Origin of the sequence: Pantoea sp. ME81 (genome assembly GCF_903970985.1) — a bacterium.
Lineage (GTDB): Bacteria > Pseudomonadota > Gammaproteobacteria > Enterobacterales > Enterobacteriaceae > Pantoea > Pantoea communis.
This window is the reverse complement of the sequence record NZ_CAJCKS010000042.1, coordinates 1-20020: the sequence shown is the minus strand read 5'-3', so window position 1 is coordinate 20020 and position 20020 is coordinate 1. Positions and strand designations below refer to the sequence as shown.

Sequence of the window (20020 nt, the reverse complement as noted above, 5' to 3'; positions counted from 1 at the left end):
ATAATCGTGATTCTGAGAACACAATGAATGTGTGAGGACTCCTCACATTTTATTATTCGCTTTCTGTAAGTCTGTCTCCTCTATTTCCTCTATTTCCTCTATCTGCTCTTTATGAGATTGTCTGGTTAGACCCTCAAATGAACTTACATGCGATATCGTATGGCCTCCTTCGACCCTCCGGTTGGTCGTGTAAGCTTCGCCGATAGGAGAAAGGACGCGTATCGGGCCTTCGGCTAGGTCCTATTGGCGAACACCTTAAAAAAAATTAAATTACGGGAATACATTGGGCGGGATTTTTAAAATATACACAAATGTGCACAGAGCGCGATCTGCGGACAATGCTGACAATGCTGACAATGCTGACAATGCTGACAGCACTCAGTGTGAATCTATTGAAAGCAGGTCAGCACTGTTATCTTCATAGCCTCGGTTATCAGTCAATATTTAGTCAGTCCAAGGTGGTCCCGCAGATGGGTTCCTTCATATTCGGTACGAAAGATGCCTCGTCGTTGTAGTTCCGGCACTAGAAGTCCAGTTAATGCCTCTACCCCTGTTGGGAAATGAGTGGGCACGGCAAGGAATCCATCGCAGGCATCGGCATCAAGCCAGGCTTGCATCTGATCGGCAACCGTGGCCGGGGAGCCGATGGCTTTCAGATAACTGCCTTCCGCGAAGTAGCGGGCGGTTTCAAGAACAGAGAGATTTTTATCACGGGAAATGGCCATAATTGCGTCCCGGTGCGATTTTCCCGCGTTTGATTCAGGCAGTTCTGGTACCAGTTCATTAAGGTCAAACTGGCGAAAATCCACCCCACCCGCCAGGGGTTTCAGATTACTTAGGGCAATGTCATCTGGAATCAGGGCTAACATTTGATCGGCCAATTCTCTGGCCTTCTGGTCTGTTTCGGCAATGATGGGAGTAAGCCCCACCATGATTTTGATTGAATCGGGTGCGCGTCCGAATGCCTGAGCGCGCCGACGAATGTCATCACGAAATGCGCGCCCGCCTTCGATGGTGGATTGCAGTGTAAATACCACATCAGCTGTTCGTGCCGCCAGCGCCCGACCGGGCTCTGATGCACCGGCCTGAAAAATAACAGGTCTCCCTTGTGGGCTGCGCCCCATCGGAAGTGGACCACGAACTTTAAAATGCGTCCCCTGGTGCTGAAGAAAATGCATCTTATCAACATCGAAGTAAACACCGCTCTGCTTATCCCGCGTAATAGCATCCTCATCCCATGATTCCCAGAGGCCGTTAACAACGTCGACGAACTCTTCCGCCCTTCCATAGCGGTCAGCGTGCCCCACATGGGCATCCAGGCCATAGTTTTGCGCTTCATCTTCGTTAAAGGAAGTGACTAAATTCCATCCCGCGCGCCCCTTGCTAATAAAATCGAGCGTTGAGAACCGACGCGCAATGTTGAACGGTTCGTTAAATGTCGTCGTGGCTGTGGCAGCCAGACCCAATCTGGAGGTATGGGCTGCGAGAAGCGGTAGCACCATCGTAGGGTCAAAGTGAATTGAACGGGGGTTAGCCGCGCCGTACTTGTCACCCGCCAGGATGTCATTACTGCGACGCACGGCGGCCTGGTCTTCGAAAAAAATGGCATCCAGTTTGGCGGCTTCTGCAAGCTGTGCGGCGTGCACCAGATGGTCGATGTCCAGATCTATCTCTGGAATGGCATCCGGCAATCTCCAGGCTCCGAGGTGATATCCCGGGAAGAGAAACAAGGCTAAATGAAGCTTTTTTTGTGTCATAACGTCACCTTTTATTTTTACTGTCCCAAAGTGCGATCTCATCGCCTGGATGATTAGCCTGTGCATTGCCATCGCAGTATGGGTAATTTAAGGTGTACTAATCCATCAGCATAAATGCACGACCCTGTTGCATAAAACTGTACAGGAACCCTATGAGTCCTTTTTCCCGCTTTGCAGCCTACTTTATGGAGGTTGCGCGCCATGGAAGTCTTCGAAAAACAGCGGAAAGGCTGCACGTTTCCGCGTCAGCCATTAATCGGCAGATACTCCAGGCGAAAGAAGATCTGGGTATACCTTTATTTGAGCAACTGCCGGGTGGCATGCGTATGACAGCGGCAGGTGAACTTCTCTACACTGGCCTACTCCGCGGGCACGTGAATTCAACCTGACAAAATAACGATTTGATGAGATTAAGGGGCTGAGGCGTGGAAAAGTCAGTATCGGGCGGGTTCAGGCTTTAACGGAGGGGCAACTCTGTGACGAGATTTCTGCCATTGCTCAAGAGCAGAGCTGGCTGGATCTCCAGCTAAATGTTGAAAGCAGCGCCGTAATCACACAGCAGGTGCGGGATTCCGAAATTGATTTTGGACTTATACTCGCCCCGGAAAGCGTTGTCGGACTTGAAGTTTTAGCCTTTGCTGGCCATCATTTAGCCAGCCTGATAACAAACGAGCCATCTTCTTTTTTGATTTTGGCTCCTCGCTCTGCCCAGCGATCCGCAAGCTCAAAAAACTCATCGGCACTGATATTGAAATCCAGCACAACCTCCCTGAACTCACCACTTTTCAACAACTCGTTCGCTTTTTTTAAGGACTTTGCGGTTGCGCTTTTCATCGATTTTCTTCTCCGAAATTTGAGTGGGCGATTCTTGTTCGGTGCAGGATATCCCTGGTTGCTTCTTTAGTCGCAAAAAAATGCGCCGCCCGGCGCATTTTCATCCATAGGATGACCCGCTACAGAGCCCCCTTCCCCTGCGAGTGAGCATTCCATCCTTTAATGATGCTAACAAAGGCGAGACCTACCGGGATAAGTGATCCCCACAAGACAGCATTCCAGCCATAGAGGTTTAGCAGAGCGCCGGAAGAAAATGACCCGACCAACATCACACCGAATACCACAAAGTCGTTCAGGGACTGAACCTGCGTTTTTTCTTCTGCCCGGTGGTACTCAACAATTTTTGCTGATGCGCCAGTGAAGCCAAAATTCCAGCCGATGCCCAGCAGAATCAACGAAAGCCAGTAATGAAAAATGTCTGTTCCGCTTAGGCCTGCAGCAACCGATGCAACGGTAATCACTAATCCTGCGGCCGTCACTCGCATGGAGCCGAAACGGTTAATCAGCCTGCCCGTAAAGAATCCTGGCCCGTACATGGCAATAACATGCCACTGAATACCCAGATTCGAAGCCTGCTGAGAGATAGCGTGCATGTGCATGGAGAGCGGTGCGGCAGTCATCAGAAAATTCATAACCATATAGGTTACTGCACCGCAGAACACGGTCAGAGTAAAACCAGGCTGACGCACAATGTCGCGCAGAGGACGCCCTTTTGATTGTATTGCTACAGGAGGCTCAGCAGGTGTAACGCCTTTCAGGATAACGGCAGCAATAGCGGCTACACATGCCTGGGCTATAAAGGTCACGGCGAAGGGATGAGTTGGCCAGAGATTCATCGTCGTTGTCACCAGCATCGGACCGATGACGCCTGCCAGAACACCGCCTCCCATGACCAGAGACAAAGCACGCGCGCGTCGTTCAGGATTAACGCCGTCTGTTGCTGCAAAACGAAAACTTAGCGCAACCGCTGCGTAGGCTCCGCCAAGAAATCCAGCGAGACAAAATAGCAGGAAGGAGCTGATCACAACGGCCAGAGCGGCTACCAGACCGGTTAACACCCCTGCACCGGTTCCCACCATAAAGACGGTTTTACGGCCCCTTTTTTTAGCCAATGCGCCGAGAGGCAGGATGCATGCAGCCATCCCCAGGACAAACATGGTGACCGGCATTGTGGCGAGCGTTGGGCTGGGCGCAATATCATTACCCACGATGGCGCCAGTGGCATAGAACACCACGGCATTCGCGCCGGCAAGCGCCTGGCACGCGGACAAACGGAAAATGTTATTTTTTTGCTCTGCGACGGAAAGTGTGTGTTCTGCGATCATCTGATCGAGCATCCTTAGTGATTGTAAGCACGATCCAATAACGTGCTTTTCCTTACGCCTCGTTTGCCTGTTCAAACGGCATCGCCTCGATGATGGCAGGAACCACTAAGAGGCGACTGAAACATAATGATGTTCTGTCTGCGCCGGAGTGCTTACAAACCCGAACGTATGAACGGCATCGCCATCATGCGTTACGTCCTGCCATCACGCCACCATCAGTGTCCCAAATTGCGCCGGTCACCCAGCCTGTCTTATCTGAAAGCAGAAAAGCCACGGTCTCAGCAATGTCTGCCTGCGTGCCCACGCGACCAATTGGATGGAAGCTGTCAAAGCTGTTCATTACATCTTTCACGTCGTCTTTTGGGATAAAACCTTCGTAAATCGGTGTATGCACAACCGCCGGTGAGACAGCATTCACGCGAATACCCTTCTCACCGAGCTCAATCGCCAGGTTTTTAGTCATCGCATGCAATCCCGCTTTTGCCATTGAATAGGCAGAGGACGGCGTGGCACCGATTGCCTGCTGTGCCCACATAGAACCTATGTTGACGATTGAGCCTTTAATTCCAGCCGCCACCATATTGCGCACCACATCGCGGGTGATAAAGAAGGTGGCACGATTGATATTCATGTACATGTCATAGTCAGACGCTTCATGTTCGATAAACGGTTTTGGGAAGAATACCCCTGCGGCATTCACCAGCAGACTGATGTCTTTATGTTCCGCATTGATGGTTTTAACCACTTTCTGCAGTCCTTCCTCTTTTGTCAGGTCGGCCACAATCACAGATACCTTGCTGTCCGCAGCCAATGCCTGACGAGCCTGTTCAGCTTTATCCTGACGGCTACCCACCAGCACAACACGGCCTCCATTCTCTAAAATCAGTTTCGCCGTTTCGAAACCCATGCCGCTGGTACCGCCGACCACTAACAGTTTTTTTCCGGCAAAAGATGTGTTCATCACTAACCTCATAAATCGTTGATTATCATTAATGAAGAGTAGAGTTCTTCATTGTGTGAACGCAGAGTGCCATCACGGCTTCAGGTTGACGAATGAGAAGAAGTTGTGTCACAAGAAAGAAAATCTTTTTCGTTAACTCTGTTAGCGTTGATCAGGAATATTTCTATGCGATCGCTAAACCGACTGAAATGGCTGCATGCTTTTGAGGCAACTGCGCGGCACGGAAGCTTTACCGGCGCAGCGCAAGAGCTGGGTGTCACGTCAGCAGCGGTTGGTCAACTCGTCCGATCGCTCGAAGATTGGGTTGGGCACCCGCTGCTTCACCGCACACGCAGCGGCAAAGCGCGTCTGACACTGGTCGATGAAGCTCAGGAAGCCCTTGAGGACATCACTCAGGGATTGGACAAGCTCGAAACCGGCCTGACTAAACTGCGTGGCCGCCGTGCGCGCTCAGCCATTGTTGTCACTGCGTCACAGGTTTTGATGATGAACTGGCTGATGGAACGCCTGAACCGGTTCTCTGAAGTGCATGAAAATACCGACTTGCGCCTCAACGTGACGGACAAGCTGATGGATGTGTCACACGGTGAAGCGGATATCGGCATTCGTTGTGGGCTGGGAGACTGGCCTGGCGTGAACAAAACATGGCTGATGGATGAGGAGGCGGTATTAGTATGCAGTCCACGGCTTTCCCCGCCGCAAAAAATGGCCTGTGGTAAATGGCTCGCCACGCAAAAGTTGATTCATGATGACACGCCACATCCCGGTGCAGACTTTCCTTCATGGGAGGATGTTCTTAAGGCGGTAAATGCTCCTGAAGCACTTGAGAGTGGGCTGCATATCAACTCCACTGCAGCAGTGATTTTATCAGCGCTGAGCGGCCGGGGTGTTGCCATTGTTCGCCATGCGCTGGTTAAACAACTTATTGAAACCGGTCAACTCGTGCAGCTCCACCCTGAGCAACGCTGGCCGCTGAAATGGGCTTATTATCTGGTGACACCGCAACATCAGACTATGCGAAGTGAAGTCAGAATGTTCCATGACTGGCTTATTGGGGACGTGAAGAGTGATGATGAGTCAATCGCATGTGAAGACAATCAATAAGTGATGTATTTCGCAGGCAACCTGACTATGTTAGTGAACATATGCCGAATGCATTAACACCCCAAAACGAGGTTAAGGATGATTTCACTGGGTTTTGTGTCAAAGAAAATGCTGACTAATTGGGGTGACGTTCCGCCCTACCTGCCTGATTTCCAGTTCCACGAAAAACACAGTGCGGTAATCCAAACCACCAGCCCGGAAAAGATCATGCCGCTTATCAAGGCCTTCGATCTTGAGCAGGATGCGGTTATCCGGGCATTGATGTCGATACGACAGTTGCCGCGTAAACTGCAAAGAAAGGCCCCTGTATCCCAGGATGATCAATTCGGTCTGCAAACCTTCACGCTTCTTCACGCCTCTGCTTTAGAACTATGCTATGGCTTAAGAGGCGAGTTTTGGCGTGCCGACTTTGGCCTGGAAAAGATTTCAGACGCTGAAGAGTATCAGCAGCCCGCGCGGCCGGGTGCTGCAAAGCTGTTGCTGCGCTATCAAGTTAATATCATTAATGGCAGCCAGTCCGAACTTATCACGGAAACGTTCATCCACTGCCCCGACAAAGCCTCTCATTTTAAGATGGCAGCTTATTGGCTGGCGATCAGAGCGGGAAGTGGGGTGATTCGACGCAGAACGTTGAGCGCCGTTAAGCGTGAGTTAGAAAAATATTCAGATAAGGAAACGAGATGATTTCGCAAGAGAATGCTGAGCATTATGTCTGGGGTGATAACTGCGACGGTTGGTATTTAGTCAATCGTCAGGACATGTTGATTATTCATGAGAAAATGCCTCCTGGCACCTGTGAAACACGTCACTTTCACTCCGTATCCAGACAATTCTTTTTCGTTCTGCAGGGCGTCCTGACGATGGAACTGGAAGGTGAAAACCACGACATCAGGGCCCAGCAGGGTCTTGAAATCGCCCCCGGCGCAAGGCATCAAGCAAGAAACGATAGTGAATCTCCAGTAGAGTTTCTTGTGATCTCCCATCCAACGCCACGAGGGGACCGTACTGATCTTTCAGCATGCTGAGTTTCAACTATGACCTCCCATCCACCTCACATGAAGCCAAATCATGAATCACGAAAAAGAAGCTGACCATATTATTGATCTGTATCGGGAAGGTGCCGAAGTCTGGGATAACCATCGCATTAAGCACTTTATCGAGCAGCACTGGTTGGCGCGTTTTCTGGATCTGATTCCTGCTGGCGGTGAGATCCTGGATGTGGGCTGCGGCGCGGGTATTCCTATTGCGCAGTACTTTTTACAGCAGCAATTCAAGGTCACGGGTGTGGATGCTTCCGAGCCGATGATTGCCCGCTGTCGGGAAAGGTTCCCACAGGCGCAATGGCATGTTGCCGATATGCGCACGCTGGCACTTGAGAAGACTTTTAACGGCATCATCGCATGGGACAGCTTCTTCCACCTGACGCGCGATCATCAACGCGCGATGTTTCCACGTTTTGCTCAGCATGCCCAGAACGGCGCGGCATTGATGTTCACCAGCGGGCACGGCGACGGCGAAGCAATGGGCACTTTCCTTGACCGTCCGCTCTATCATGCCAGTCTGGATCACGATGAGTTCCGCCAACTGCTGTCGGATAACGGATTCAGCGTGGTTAATCAGGTCACAGAAGATGCCACCTGCGGTGGCAGAACGGTGTGGCTGGCTCAGAAAAACGAAACGGCTTAAAGCGCGAAATCGACGTGCTGGCCGCCAGGCATATTTACGCCAATCGTTAATTGCCCGCCCAGCGCCTCAACATAACGCTTTAAAGTGGCAATTTTCAGATCTTCGCCGCGCGCTTCAATTGCAGCAACCGACGGTTGAGCGATTCCCATGGCTTCCGCTTGTTGTTTTTGCGTTTTTTGCAGCGCCTCGCGTAACTTATAAAGTTGGGAGTTCAGGCGCATTGCCACCACTTTATCATTGACCTGAACGAGCTCCTCAGGCGTTAAATCCGCCATCAGGTCTTCTAACGTTTTCATTTTATATGCCTTTTGTATTTGTCCTAACACTCCACACAATACATCCTTATAGATTAGAGTCTATACAAGGATATATATATTACAATCTATATTGAGCCATTCCTGACTACATAGCAGTCAAGTGCTATAAACGAGACCCCGCTTCATTAGTTTTGCGCATTCTTGTCGCGTTGTTTCAAAAATTTCAGATACATATCCGAAAAAGAGACGGCTTTGCCCCACGTTGATGACTTTGCTTAACGACTCACCGCCCCTCAATTATCCCCCACATCCCTGCAAACACCCCGCTCAGACTTTTGTTTCCCACTTCCGAAAGGTGGTTATCGTCGCGATACAGCGGCACATTCTCCCTGGCTCCGTAGCAGTAACGGCTGTCACACAATCCCTGCGTGGCATCCAGCAAGGTGATGTTAGGTGAGAGCGCCACGATCTTGTTGAGCATTGCCAGCGCGTCCTGATGACGTAATTGATACTCAGCGCGAGATTGCTGAATGGTCAGCACTTTGCCGCGCATCGCATCGCGTGACATGCGATAAATCACGTCATAACCGAATTCCGGCACCGGCGTCATGATGAATACACGATGATGGCTGGCGAGTTGTTTCACCGCCGCGCCAAAATGCTGTTGGTAGGCGTCGATGGAACTGCCGTCCTGCCTGAAGCTATAGGTCGGTGCGCTGCTGCCGCTGCCATACTCGCCGTGCAGATAAAACGACATGCGATTGATGATCAATACCGATGCGTTGGGATATTTGCGTTCAATATCAGCCATTGCCGCTTTTACAAAGCCACCGCAATCAGGGCTGGCGCGGCGTTGAATATCCGGCACTGAAGGACAGCCAGACTGTGCGATGAACACCACGCCATCCTGCGTTCCCGCGCTGGCCACAATCGAGGACAACATGGCGGCGGCGTGGCTATCACCCAGCACCACCAGATTCACCCTTCTGGCATCGCCAAATACGCACTGTGGTGATGTGATGCCGCTAAGTACAAAGCAATTTTTAGCCAGCGCAAAGCGTTGCTGTGAATAGTGATCGATTGAGGCCACCACGGCGGGCGCGCGCGAAGGGATTCCCGCCCTCGCAACGATCGTCACACCGAACAACATCACCACAGCAGCCTGTCCCAGCGCGATATAGGTTTTCCGGCTGAACCAGCTTTGCCTGTTCTCAACCCAGACGTAAGAAGCCCAACCGGCAGCCAGTGACAGTAGGATCAGTAATACCTGGCTGACGAACGTGACCGGCCAGTCCGCCAGATGCCAGAACACCCACAAAGGCCAGTGCCATAGATATATCGAATAAGACGTTTTGCCGATGTGCTGCATCACGCGATGATTTAACCACCGACTGTTCTGTACCCCCGCATGAAGGATCAGCGCGGTGAACAACACCGGTATCAACGTCATGATGCCAGGCCACGCGATATTCTCATCAAACATCAGCGCACACAGAATCAGCGCCAGAATACTCAAGGGTGGAACCCAGCCCTGCCCGCTCAGTCGGGTTTTAGGTGCCAGATACACTAATCCGCCAACCAGCATTTCCCACGCGCGGGTGGGCAACAAATAATACGTGGCGGTGAGATGATAATCAGTGGCAACCATCGCCAGCACCAGGCCAAACGACAACAGCGCAGCGATGCCCATCACCCAGGCAAATTGCTGGCGCAGGACACGTGCGGTGAACATTAACGCCAGAGGCAATAATAAATAAAACTGCCACTCAACGCTTAATGACCAGGTATGCAGCAGCCATTTATACACCGAACCGGTATCAAAATAACCGCCCTGTTTGAAATAGACCACATTGGATATAAAGCTGAGGCTGGAGACCGCATGCTCCGCCATGCGTTGATACTCGTCTGGCGGCATCAGGAAATAACCCATCAACATTAATATTGCGCACAGCACCATTAATGGCGGGATAATTCGCCTGCAGCGCGCGGCATAGAAAGCCATCAGTGAAAATTTCTGATGATTAAGTCGCGAGAGAATAATTCCCGTCATTAAATAGCCAGAAATAACAAAGAACACATCCACACCGAGGAATCCTCCGCTCACCTGGGTAAAACCAAAGTGGTAGAGGATGACTAACATAACCGCATAGGCACGCAGCCCGTTTATGTCAGAGCGGAAATTCATTGGGATGATCCCTGAAAGAGGTTTTCAGGATAATGTAAAGATTGTGATAAGGCGCGGCAATCGATGAAAGGTCTGTCATTTCATCGCCATCATACGAGAAATGGAACTGTGCACCCGATGATTTATCTCAAGGTGATCGAATGACACCTCGAATTATCATCAGGTTGTCAGAGGTAAAAAGAGGAACACCTTAACGAACTGATTATTGACTTAAATGAAATGAGTTCAGGATATTCAGAATAGTGGCACACTCTCATCAGCCGATATTAACGTTCCAGCATAGTGAATTGTTAAGGTTTATCTGGTGCTAATACCGCAATCGCCCCCTCAATTAAACGATAGTGCGCAGGTGTGCGGCCAATAATTTCCCCATCTGCATTAATGTCATGCGTACGCCGGGTGTGCAGGCTAAATTGAGTGCCGCTCAGCGTACGCACGCTGCCCCAGCGACCATGCGTGCCACGGCGCAAGGAAGGAAAAAGCGCCAGAATTTGCCACCAGTGGCGCACTTCCAGGCTATAAGCATCCAGACGACCATCATCGGGTGCAGCATCCTTCTCTATCGTCATCCCACCGCCGTAAAAGCGGCCGTTGCCCACCGAAAATTGCACCGTTTTAATTGCTTCCTGCTGGCCATCATAATGCAGCATGGCGCTGAACGGGCGGCTTTGCCGCAGCAGACGTAATGCGGCCAGCGCATAACCTGCTGTGCCCCACTTTTTCTTAGCTGCTGCGGTGAGATTGCGTGCCAGACTGGCGGAGAAGCCTACGCTGGACACGTTCAAAAACAGATGCCCGTTGACTTCACCCAGATCGATACGCCGCGTGTTCCCTGTGACGATGATGTTGATTGCTGCATCCACATTAAAAGGAATGCCTAATGTACGGGCAAAGTCATTGGCCGTGCCGAGCGGTAAAATGCCCAGCGGCAAGCGGGATTGCATCAGCCCTGGTGCCGCTGCATTCAGCGTGCCATCGCCGCCGCCGACAATCACCACATCCACCTGATGCTGATGCGCCAGAATCAATTCACTGTAACTGCGTTCATCATCTTCGTGCGGGGTAATCAGGGAATAGCCTGCTGCCGATAATTGCTGATGTGCCAGATCCGCCCACTGCGCACCACGGCGTGCCCGACGATTGACCAGCAGTAGCGCGCGCCGCTGCTCAGGTTGAGCACCAGAATGGGTCATTTCGATATTTCCCTGAAATTAAATGCATCAGGCCAAAGTAAACAGAGATAACGCAACTGGCAATCTTCCTTAGATATCTTTACACCCATAATAAGATTTATCTATATCTGAAAGTTATTAAGATCCCCTTAAGATTTTTGTGCTTCACTTATTCACTGGCGAACACCAGATTTGACGCATTGCGTTATCACAATACTCTCAATGAGCAAGGGTGAATTATGCTGATAAAACTGAAGCGCACCAGAACACACGTTGAAGATCGTAATCTCGCCCTGTGCCTGGCCACATCAGCGGGATTATTGAACGCCATGGCGTTAGCCGCCTTTGGCTTTTTCCCCTCGCATATGTCCGGCAACATCGCACAAATCTCCAGCGATTTGAATGAGATGGATATACGTAATCTTAAAGTCTTCATTGCCATGATTGGTGCCTTTGTCACCGGTGCGGTGGTGGCAAGGATTTCGGTGGTGCTTGGCGTGATTAATGGACTGCGCACCATATTTAGCTGCATTCTGCTGGTGGAAGGCGTGCTGTTAATTATGACGTCATTGTTCGAAATTTATTATTTCTCGTCGAATAATAACGGCGAAATATTGCTGCTATTGGCCTTTTTAATGGGTGTACATAACTCCACCTCGACGCAACTTTCGAACGGCCGTGTACGATCGACCCATATTACCGGCACACTAACCGATGCAGGTATCTCTATCGGTTCGGTATTTGTTGCATTATTACGCCGCGATCCCTCCAAAAACATCCGTGCCTTTAAACAGCAGCTGAATACCCATCTGGTGACCATTTTCTCCTTCCTGACCGGTGGCATTGTCGGCCTGCTAATCTTCAATGCTTTAGGCTTCGGGTCGCTGATTGGCCCCGGATTGATTTTGGTGGTGATTGCCACGCTTTCGATCATTTTCACGCTTTATAAAGTGAAGCGTCGCGGTTACGCCAAAGCGATTCCTTCTTAAGACGGAATCAGCAGTAGTCATTCTGCGATGCAGGCGATATAACAAAAGCAGGACAATCTCATCGCAGAGGACGACATGGCGCTTTCACACGAATTGATTTTAATCTACACCACCTATTTTGTTGCCACCGCCAGCCCTGGCCCCAGCAATATGGCGATCATGGGCACGGCGATGAAGAGAGGACGCGGTGCCGCACTGGCGCTGGCAAGTGGTGTGATCAGCGGTTCGATGATGTGGGCGCTGCTGGCAGCCTGCGGCGTGTTAACCGTACTGGCAACCTTTGCTCAGCTCTTGATTGTGCTGAAAATCGGCGGTGGCTTATATCTGCTGTGGCTGGCCTATAAGGCGGGTAAATCGGCTTTACGCCGTCCTGATGCGAATGAATTAAGCGCCAGCGGCGACAAAGTCGCCTTTATCAGGCTGTTTCGTCAGGGTATTTTGATGCACGTTGGCAATCCTAAGGCGATTCTCACCTGGGTGGCGATCATGTCGGTGGCACTGAAACCGGATGCAGCGACTTCAACCTTACCGATGATCATCGCCGGTTGTGCCACGATCTGCGTGCTGGTGTTTTGCGGCTATGCCGTGCTGTTCTCCACTGCGGTCATGGCAGCCTTTTATCGCCGTATCCGCCGTGGGCTGGATGCGCTGCTGGCGTGCTGCTTCGCCGTTGCGGGATTGAAACTGGTATTTAGCCGGAATTAAACGGGGGCGGTGCTGGCAAGCGCAGCACCGCTTGCAAATCAGGAGTTGTTTGGCGCAGCGGCCTGGGTTTCGCTAAAGGTCGGCTTCTGACGCGTCACCGAATAGACCACGTTCTTTGGGCCTTTGGTGTCGGTGGTCACATCCACCGACGCGATGGTCACCCTGCCAAAACCGAACAGCGTCTGCACGTAACCACCGACCTGGTGTTTACCTTCACTGACGCGAATCTCTTTATTCTCGCCTTTTTGCAGCAGCCCGGCATCCTGACCATCTACCGTCACGTAAACGGAAGACCCGTCATCGGTACGCGTGATCAGATGAGAAACGTTGATCACGGTCGGGCCGCTATCAAACTGGGAAGGAATGTTGTCATTCTCGATGGGCGCAGCAGCTGGAGCGTCAGCTTGCGCGGTAGCGTTGCTGTCTGCGGCGTGACGTGCACAACCGGTAAGCATGAGTGCGGCCGTCAGAGCGGCCAGAGTGAAACGCGAAAACATCGTGACGAAAAACCTTTTGCTAAATGAGAAGCGATTATTTTAGCGTGCCTCGCGGAGTGATGACAGTCACACAAATCCAGTATTTTCCGAAAACCTGTCTCCAGGTGTTTCATCTGCAGGAACACAGCACGGAATGCAAATGGGTAAAACCAGGGCACCCGCAAGGACGCCCTGCCTTATCACGCTTACCAGCTGTAGCTGACAGACGCCACAATCGAACGACCGCTGCCGTAGAAGCATGCGCTGGTGTTGCTGCATGAGGCAACATAGTGCTTGTCGGCCACGTTGTTGACGTTCAACTGCAGCGTGGTGCCACGCAGTGAGTTAGCCGCTTCGCCCAGCTCATATTTCGCCATCACGTCATACAGCGTGTAGTGTGGAACCTTGTCCTGACCGATGGAATCCGCCCAGGCGGTGCCGGTGTAGCGCACGCCGCTGCCGAGCGTCAGACCGTTCAGTGCACCACTCAGGAAGCTGTAGCTGCCCCACGCAGAAGCAGCATGGCGCGGAATGCTGGAAGGCGTTTTGCCGACCTGTGCCGCGGTGTTGCTCTCTTTGGTTTCCGCATCGGTAAAGGTATAAGCCGCCATTACCTTAATTTCCGGAGTGATTTGCGCGTGCGCTTCCGTCTCGATCCCTTTGGACTTCACCTTACCGATCTGCTCGTTGTAACCCAGTTCGCTGTTGTAAGAGGTGATGTTTTTCTGTGTGATATCAAACGCGGAAACCGTAAACACTGCATCCCAGCCCACAGGTTGATACTTGATACCGATTTCCGTCTGCTCGCCGGTGGTCGGTGCGAACGGATCGCTACCCGGCGCACCGGTGCTCAGATTGGGTTCGAACGAGGTGCTGTAGCTGATATACGGCGACAGGCCATTATCGAAGGCATACAACAGACCGGCACGGCCGGTGAACTTGCTGTCATTTTGCTGGGTGGTGGTGTTCTCAATGCGGTCCTGCGTGCGCACTTCTGACCAGTCCTGGCGACCGGACAGCAGCAGATTCCATTGATTCCATTCCAGCTGATCCTGCAAATACACGCCAACCTGATCGAGCTTTTTGCGCGTGCTGGTGTTCAACGCCAGATCGCTCTCATTGATCGTCACACTGGTTGGATTCGCCCAGTCGAGAATGTACTGGTCACCGCTGTCGCGCCACAGTTTGTTGTCGACATCGCTCCATTTGTAATCCAGCCCGCCCAGCACGGTATGCGCAACGTTGCCAGTATCGAACGTTGCTTTCACCTGGTTATCAATGCCCAGTTCTTTGGACTTGATTTTGTCATGCTGCGGACGACGGTTGATCTGATGGTCACTGCCATCCACATCGAAGGTATAGACCAGGTATTTGTACGACTCATCCATGTTGCTGTAACGCATATTCTGCGTGAAGCTGATGTTATCGTTAAAGTTATGCTCGAAGATGTAGCCAACAGAAGTCTGCTCGCGTTTCGCTTCGTTAAAGCTCGGGTCGCTGACGTTGAAATCGTAAGGAATGTAGCCCGCGCTGGTGTTAAACAGCGTGCCGTTGGCAGGCAGGAAGTTACGATATCCGGCCTTTGGCTCGTTTTGATACATCGTCAGCAAGGTGAAACTGGTGTCCGCGTTTGGCAGCCAGGTCAGCGCGGGGGCAATCGCCATGCGCTGCTGTTTGTTATCTTTCACGAACTCATGTTTGGTGCTGGCAATACCGTTGAGACGATAAAATAGCGTGTTGTCGTCATTCAGTTTGCCGCCGAAATCAAACGCCGCTTCGCCCAGATGCTGATTACCGGTGCTGAGCTGAACTTTATGAATGCTCTGCGCGGTTGGGCGCTTGCTGGTCATCGCGATGACACCGCCGGGGTTAACCTGGCCGTACAACACCGATGCCGGGCCATGAATCATCTCCACACGCTCCAGCAACCATGGGTCGATCTGTCCTGCCGCGCCAGCCTGGCCGGATAAGCCATAGCTCAATCCATCGAGGAATTTCGGTGCATAGCGGAAACCACGCGCGATGATCTCATCGTTACGGTTCGAGTTGCCACGGTAGTTGGTCAGCACACCGCTGGTGTAGCTCAGAGCATCCGCTACCGACGGCGCTGCCTGATCGTCCATCTGCTCACGAGTAATCACCGAAATCGATTGCGGGGTTTTACGCAGTGGGGTCGAGGTTTTCGTTCCAGCAGCGCTCTCTTTCGCCACATAGCCTTGCAGCGGAGACGTCACGCTTTCACGCGTATCTGCATTCACGGTGATGGTTTCTTCCGCCGCGACGCTGAAAGTGGCAGGCGCCACCAGCAGAATTGAGGCCAGTGACAGGTGAAGACGGGAGAATCTGAACGGAAGTGCCACAGCAGGTATTGCTAAATTTTTTGCTTTAACGGACATAGTTGCCATCTCTATTTCAAACTGCCTTGTCGATGAAATAATCCGTCCATTCCCCTTCACCCAACGGCGAAAGCTGTAACGGATTGAAATATAACTTCCTCTGATAAAACTCGGCCCTGAATCCCCCTTAAAAGCCTATTTCAGAATAATCATCTGAAAAATAGGGGATTTATTCGGCGCAAAAAATAATATTGCAAATGTAAATCGTTATCAATAGCATTTGCATTACGTTTGTTAATGTAAAGTCTTTGAAGAAAATGTGGAGAGAGATTGCAGGATGTTTCTCAGTGACGCAGAACAAATGACGCAAATCTGGTTGCCCACTGGAACAGTTACCCAGTGGTTACAGCAGGACGATCTCGGCAGCCATCGCTGGTGGGAACAGCTTCATCAGGCGGGTACGCCGGTGATTGAGCATGAGGCAGATGGCGAAACGCGCATGCATTTTTTCTGGCGCGATCCAGAAGGCCGTTCCGAGTTATCGTCTACCAAAAAGGTTTATATCGATATAAACGGCGTCACCGATCATCACAGCCAGGCGCCTGAATCCCTTGTTCGCGTCGGCAACAGTGATGTCTGGCATTGGTCGACGCAGATCGAATCTGACTGGCGTGGCAGCTATAGCCTGATCCCGGTGACCGCTGAGCATTTGCCCCCGCTGTTCTGCGGCAGTGACGAAACCTGCCGGGTGCTGCAACGCAAATGGTGGATTTCGCTGATGCCACTGGCGATCCCCGACATGCTTAATCCTTCGCCCCCGTTTCTGAGCAGCCGCCGTTTTGCGCTGAGTAATGCGCATATGCCCGACGCGCCGGATCAATCTGCCTGGCAACAGTTGGATGCCGGATTGGCCGACACCTGGCCAGATGGCCTGCAAACTTTGCAGTGGCACAGCGATCTGCTCAACGTCACGCGTCACGTCTGGCTTTACACCACCGGACAGACTGCGCAACCGGATCAGCGCCCGCTGGCGATTCTGCTGGATGGGCAGAATTGGGTATACGGGCAGCCGATTTTCAGCGCCCTCGATCAGAGCACCGCAGCAGGTGAACTGCCGCCTGCCTGCTGGTTATTTATCGACGTGATCGATAGCCAGCATCGCGAGGTTGAGCTGCCCTGCAACGAAACCTTCTGGCAGGCGGTGCAACAGGAGCTGTTGCCGCTGGCCCGTCAGCATGCCGCGTTCAGCCATGATGCCAGCCGCACGCTGGTGGCCGGTCAAAGTTACGGTGGCCTCGCGGCGCTCTATGCTGGCCTGCATTGGCCTGAGCGTTTTGGCCGCATTCTCACGCAATCCGGCTCGTTCTGGTGGCCGCACCTGCAATACATCCGCGATTACGCTAACCGTGAACGGCACGCTCCGGGTCTGCTGTTGCAGCGCTTACAGGACAACGCCCTGCCCGCTGGCAAGTTGAAGATTTTTCAGGAAGTCGGCGATCGCGAGCAGGACATGTTGTTCGTGAATCAACAAATACGTCCCGCGCTGGAAGCCGCCGGACATGAACTGTTTTTCCGCTGCTACGCCGGAGGGCACGACGCGCTGTGCTGGCGCGGCGGCTTGATCGACGGCTGCCGCTGGCTGCTGGCCGATCTTCTCTCTGATCCAACCTCAAAAGGTAACCACCATGTCTGAACAACAAAATCCGTTTGATAACGACGCGCTCGATTTTCTGGTGCTGATCAACGCGCGTCAGCAATACAGCCTGTGGCCCGCATTTGCTCAGGTGCCTGCTGGCTGGCAAAACGTGGCGGGACCGCTGCCGCGTGCCGCAGCGATTGAGTACATCGAAACACACTGGCAGGACATGCGACCAGCGACGCAACAGACGTCGTCCAGCGCACATTAATTTTTCGCTTTTTAACTTTTCCTTTTTTCGATTTTTTTAGACGGGAACATTCCTTTGGCATCGTTAATCACGCATTCACCTGCGTATCCTTTGGTGGCGGCTCAGCCCGGCATCTGGATCGCTGACGCTATTGCGCAGCAGCGCAATCAATTTACAGTGGCGCACTACAGCGTGCTGCACGGCGACATCAACCGCGCCGCCCTGGACAGCGCCATCCGCCAGACCATGGCGGAAGCCGATACCGTGCAGGCACGCTTTGGCCTCGATGAAAACGGGAATCCCGCGCAATGGTTTGGCGCGCAGGCACTGGTGCTGCCGGAGTGGCATGACTTCAGCCAGCGCGTGGATGCCACCGGTCAGGCGCATAAATTGATGCAGGCCGATCTGCGCGCCGAACTGGCGGCCGACGGTGATAAACCGCTCTATCGCCACGTATTAATGCGCGTGGGTGATGGCAGCTGGTGGTGGTATCAGCGTTATCACCATCTGCTGGTTGATGGTTTCAGTTTCGAAGCGCTGACGCAGCGCGTGGCGGCCATCTATGCCGAACTGTGCCGTGGCGAAGAACCCTCACTTTCACCCTTCACGCCGTTTAGCGAGGTGATTGATGAGTATCAGCAGTGGCAGGCATCCCCGGCGTTTGCCCGTTCCGCCAGCCACTGGCAGACCTATGCGGCTGACCTGCCCGAAACTTTAACGCTCTCCAGTGAAAGCGTAACGGATGCTGGCGATCGTCCGATCAGCTGCCACGTCGCGCTGCCGGAGTTGGCAACGTTGCGCCAGCATGCTGCGTTCCAGGGTTGCAGCGAAGGCGATATTGTCAGTGCCCTGCTGGTGGCTTATCTGGCGCGCATTAGCGACAACTCGCGCTTAGCGATTGGCTTTCCGTTTATGCGCCGCATGGGCTCGGCGGCACTGACGGCGTTGGGGCCGGTGGTCAACGTGCTGCCGCTGATCTTCGACATCCCTCATCACACCGATTTAGCCGCGCTGGTGCAGCAGGTACAGGCGGAAATCCGTAAAGCACGCCGTCATCAGCGCTATGAAGCAGAGCAACTGCGTCGCGATCTGGGTTTGGTCGGCAGCAGCCAACAGCTTTATGGGCCGGTGATCAACGTCAAGGTCTACCATGATGATCTGCAATTTGATGGCATTCCGGCGGCGACCCACACCTTAGCCATGGGCCCGGTCGACGATATCGAGTTTGAAGTGGGCTTCCGTGATGGCGCATTGCAGTTAACGCTGGTGGCTAACCCGACGCGCTACAACGCGCAAATGTTACAGCGTCACGCAGACCGTATTCGTCATCTTCTCATGCAGTTCGCTGCACAACCCGAAGCCACTCTGGATACGCTTTCGATCATTGCTCCGGACGAACAGGCTGATTTACAGCGCTGGTCCACTGGCCCGAAAATCACCTCGCCAGCGGGGGCGACCACCATCGTGGATATGCTGCTGCAACGCACGGCACAAAGCGCTGAGCTGACGGCAGTCGTCTGCGGCACACAGTCACTGACCTATCGCCAGCTGACCGACCGCGCCATGCAACTGGCACACGTACTTATTGCGCGTGGTTTACGAGCCGACGACGTGGTGGCGATTGGGATTCCGCGCTCGGTGGATTCGTTGGTGGCCATCTTTGGCGTGCTGGCGAGCGGCGCGGCCTATATGCCGCTGGACCTCGACTATCCACGCGAACGTCTGGCACTGATGTGCGACGATGCGCAACCCGCATTATTGCTGACTCATTCCACGACACTGGCGCAGATGCCAGCACTTCCCGCGCTGTGCATCGATCAGCTGGCGAGCGAACTGGCGTCACAGCCGACCAGCGTACCGAGCACCCTGCTGTGCGGTGACGATCTCGCCTATATGATCTACACCTCCGGATCCACCGGCCGGCCAAAAGGCGTGATGAGCACACATCAGGGATTGCTGAATCTGTTCCTGTCACATCGCGAACATCTGTTTGGACCGGCGATTGACCGCTTCCACGCCAGCAACCCGCGCCGCATGCGCGCCGGTCATACCGCGTCGTTCTCGTTCGACTCTTCGTGGGAACCGCTGTTCTGCATGCTGATGGGCTGCGAGCTGAATATCTTCGACGAAGAGCTGCGCCGCGATGCCTGGGGTTTGATTCAGCAGATGAACGCGGTGCCGGTCGATCTGCTGGACATCACGCCGTCATTCTTCTCTCAGATGATCGACAGCGGGTTGCTGGAGGCGGAAAACCACCGCCCTGCGTTTGTCATGATTGGCGGTGAAGCGGCCACGCCGACGTTGTGGAAACTGATGCAGCAACAGCAGCAGATGGAAATCCACAACT

The 20020-nt window shown here is 52.8% G+C and carries 19 protein-coding genes; 10 read left to right on the top strand and 9 right to left on the bottom strand.

Features of this window, described 5'->3' with window-relative positions:
• Window positions 1–437: 437 nt before the first annotated feature.
• Entirely contained in the window at window positions 438–1757 is a 1320-nt protein-coding gene (locus H7A81_RS10240) for an LLM class flavin-dependent oxidoreductase (protein WP_182057409.1), read from the bottom strand.
• A gap of 152 nt (window positions 1758–1909) precedes the next feature.
• Between H7A81_RS10240 and H7A81_RS27970 the strand changes: the two genes are divergently transcribed.
• Complete coding sequence (locus tag H7A81_RS27970) at window positions 1910–2146, top strand: LysR family transcriptional regulator (protein ID WP_370529948.1); 237 nt, start codon at window positions 1910–1912, stop codon at window positions 2144–2146.
• Between the two features lie 256 nt (window positions 2147–2402).
• On the opposite strand, the gene H7A81_RS10230 is transcribed toward H7A81_RS27970, so the two are convergent.
• The 3 genes from H7A81_RS10230 to H7A81_RS10220 form a co-directional block, all read right to left on the bottom strand.
• Window positions 2403–2591: a hypothetical protein gene (locus tag H7A81_RS10230; RefSeq protein ID WP_034830320.1), complete on the bottom strand. Its 189-nt coding sequence runs from the start codon at window positions 2589–2591 to the stop codon at window positions 2403–2405.
• 119 nt (window positions 2592–2710) lie between these two features.
• On the bottom strand, window positions 2711–3916 hold the full coding sequence (locus tag H7A81_RS10225; protein WP_182057408.1) for an MFS transporter: 1206 nt from the start codon (window positions 3914–3916) through the stop codon (window positions 2711–2713).
• A 184-nt stretch (window positions 3917–4100) separates the two neighbouring features.
• Window positions 4101–4877 carry an SDR family NAD(P)-dependent oxidoreductase gene (locus tag H7A81_RS10220; RefSeq protein ID WP_182057407.1) on the bottom strand — a complete coding sequence of 259 codons (777 nt, stop codon included), beginning with the start codon at window positions 4875–4877 and terminating at the stop codon, window positions 4101–4103.
• Window positions 4878–5042: 165 nt separating this feature from the next.
• Here H7A81_RS10220 and H7A81_RS10215 point away from each other — a divergent pair, with 165 nt between their 5' ends.
• The 4 genes from H7A81_RS10215 to H7A81_RS10200 all read left to right on the top strand — a co-directional run bounded on the left by H7A81_RS10215 (window position 5043) and on the right by H7A81_RS10200 (window position 7667).
• Window positions 5043–5981 (top strand): LysR substrate-binding domain-containing protein, encoded by a 939-nt coding sequence (locus H7A81_RS10215; protein WP_182057406.1) that lies wholly within the window; start codon window positions 5043–5045, stop codon window positions 5979–5981.
• Between the two features lie 78 nt (window positions 5982–6059).
• Entirely contained in the window at window positions 6060–6665 is a 606-nt protein-coding gene (locus H7A81_RS10210; RefSeq protein ID WP_182057405.1) for a hypothetical protein, read from the top strand.
• On the top strand, window positions 6662–7006 hold the full coding sequence (locus H7A81_RS10205; protein WP_166932642.1) for a cupin domain-containing protein: 345 nt from the start codon (window positions 6662–6664) through the stop codon (window positions 7004–7006). The genes H7A81_RS10210 and H7A81_RS10205 overlap by 4 nt, the downstream gene beginning before the upstream one ends.
• Window positions 7007–7049: 43 nt before the next feature.
• Window positions 7050–7667: a class I SAM-dependent methyltransferase gene (locus H7A81_RS10200; protein ID WP_182057404.1), complete on the top strand. Its 618-nt coding sequence runs from the start codon at window positions 7050–7052 to the stop codon at window positions 7665–7667.
• Here H7A81_RS10200 and H7A81_RS10195 read toward each other — a convergent pair.
• The 3 genes from H7A81_RS10195 to H7A81_RS10185 all read right to left on the bottom strand — a co-directional run bounded on the left by H7A81_RS10195 (window position 7664) and on the right by H7A81_RS10185 (window position 11302).
• Entirely contained in the window at window positions 7664–7963 is a 300-nt protein-coding gene (locus H7A81_RS10195) for an XRE family transcriptional regulator (RefSeq protein WP_182057403.1), read from the bottom strand. The two genes, H7A81_RS10200 and H7A81_RS10195, sit on opposite strands and share 4 nt — an antisense overlap.
• A 244-nt stretch (window positions 7964–8207) precedes the next feature.
• On the bottom strand, window positions 8208–10109 hold the full coding sequence (locus tag H7A81_RS10190) for an acyltransferase family protein (RefSeq protein WP_182057402.1): 1902 nt from the start codon (window positions 10107–10109) through the stop codon (window positions 8208–8210).
• A 290-nt stretch (window positions 10110–10399) separates the two neighbouring features.
• Complete coding sequence (locus tag H7A81_RS10185; protein WP_182057401.1) at window positions 10400–11302, bottom strand: lipid kinase; 903 nt, start codon at window positions 11300–11302, stop codon at window positions 10400–10402.
• 218 nt (window positions 11303–11520) lie between these two features.
• Between H7A81_RS10185 and H7A81_RS10180 the strand changes: the two genes are divergently transcribed.
• Both H7A81_RS10180 and H7A81_RS10175 read left to right on the top strand, forming a co-directional pair.
• Window positions 11521–12270, top strand: a complete 750-nt coding sequence (locus H7A81_RS10180) for a YoaK family protein (RefSeq protein WP_166932634.1) — start codon at window positions 11521–11523, stop codon at window positions 12268–12270.
• A gap of 75 nt (window positions 12271–12345) precedes the next feature.
• Window positions 12346–12975 carry a LysE family translocator gene (locus H7A81_RS10175; RefSeq protein ID WP_182057400.1) on the top strand — a complete coding sequence of 210 codons (630 nt, stop codon included), beginning with the start codon at window positions 12346–12348 and terminating at the stop codon, window positions 12973–12975.
• Window positions 12976–13013: 38 nt separating this feature from the next.
• Here H7A81_RS10175 and H7A81_RS10170 read toward each other — a convergent pair whose 3' ends face one another.
• Window positions 13014–13472 carry a hypothetical protein gene (locus H7A81_RS10170; RefSeq protein ID WP_160867091.1) on the bottom strand — a complete coding sequence of 153 codons (459 nt, stop codon included), beginning with the start codon at window positions 13470–13472 and terminating at the stop codon, window positions 13014–13016.
• A gap of 185 nt (window positions 13473–13657) precedes the next feature.
• A complete protein-coding gene (locus H7A81_RS10165; RefSeq protein WP_182057399.1) occupies window positions 13658–15847 on the bottom strand; it encodes a TonB-dependent siderophore receptor in 2190 nt (729 codons plus the stop codon).
• Between the two features lie 277 nt (window positions 15848–16124).
• Between H7A81_RS10165 and fes the strand changes: the two genes are divergently transcribed.
• The 3 genes from fes to H7A81_RS10150 form a co-directional block, all read left to right on the top strand.
• Window positions 16125–17480 carry an enterochelin esterase gene (gene fes, locus H7A81_RS10160; protein ID WP_182057398.1) on the top strand — a complete coding sequence of 452 codons (1356 nt, stop codon included), beginning with the start codon at window positions 16125–16127 and terminating at the stop codon, window positions 17478–17480.
• Window positions 17473–17694 carry an MbtH family protein gene (locus tag H7A81_RS10155; RefSeq protein WP_034830344.1) on the top strand — a complete coding sequence of 74 codons (222 nt, stop codon included), beginning with the start codon at window positions 17473–17475 and terminating at the stop codon, window positions 17692–17694. The genes fes and H7A81_RS10155 overlap by 8 nt, the downstream gene beginning before the upstream one ends.
• Window positions 17695–17748: 54 nt before the next feature.
• Window positions 17749–20020: condensation domain-containing protein (locus tag H7A81_RS10150; protein ID WP_182057397.1), on the top strand; the 2272-nt coding region annotated here is incomplete at its 3' end.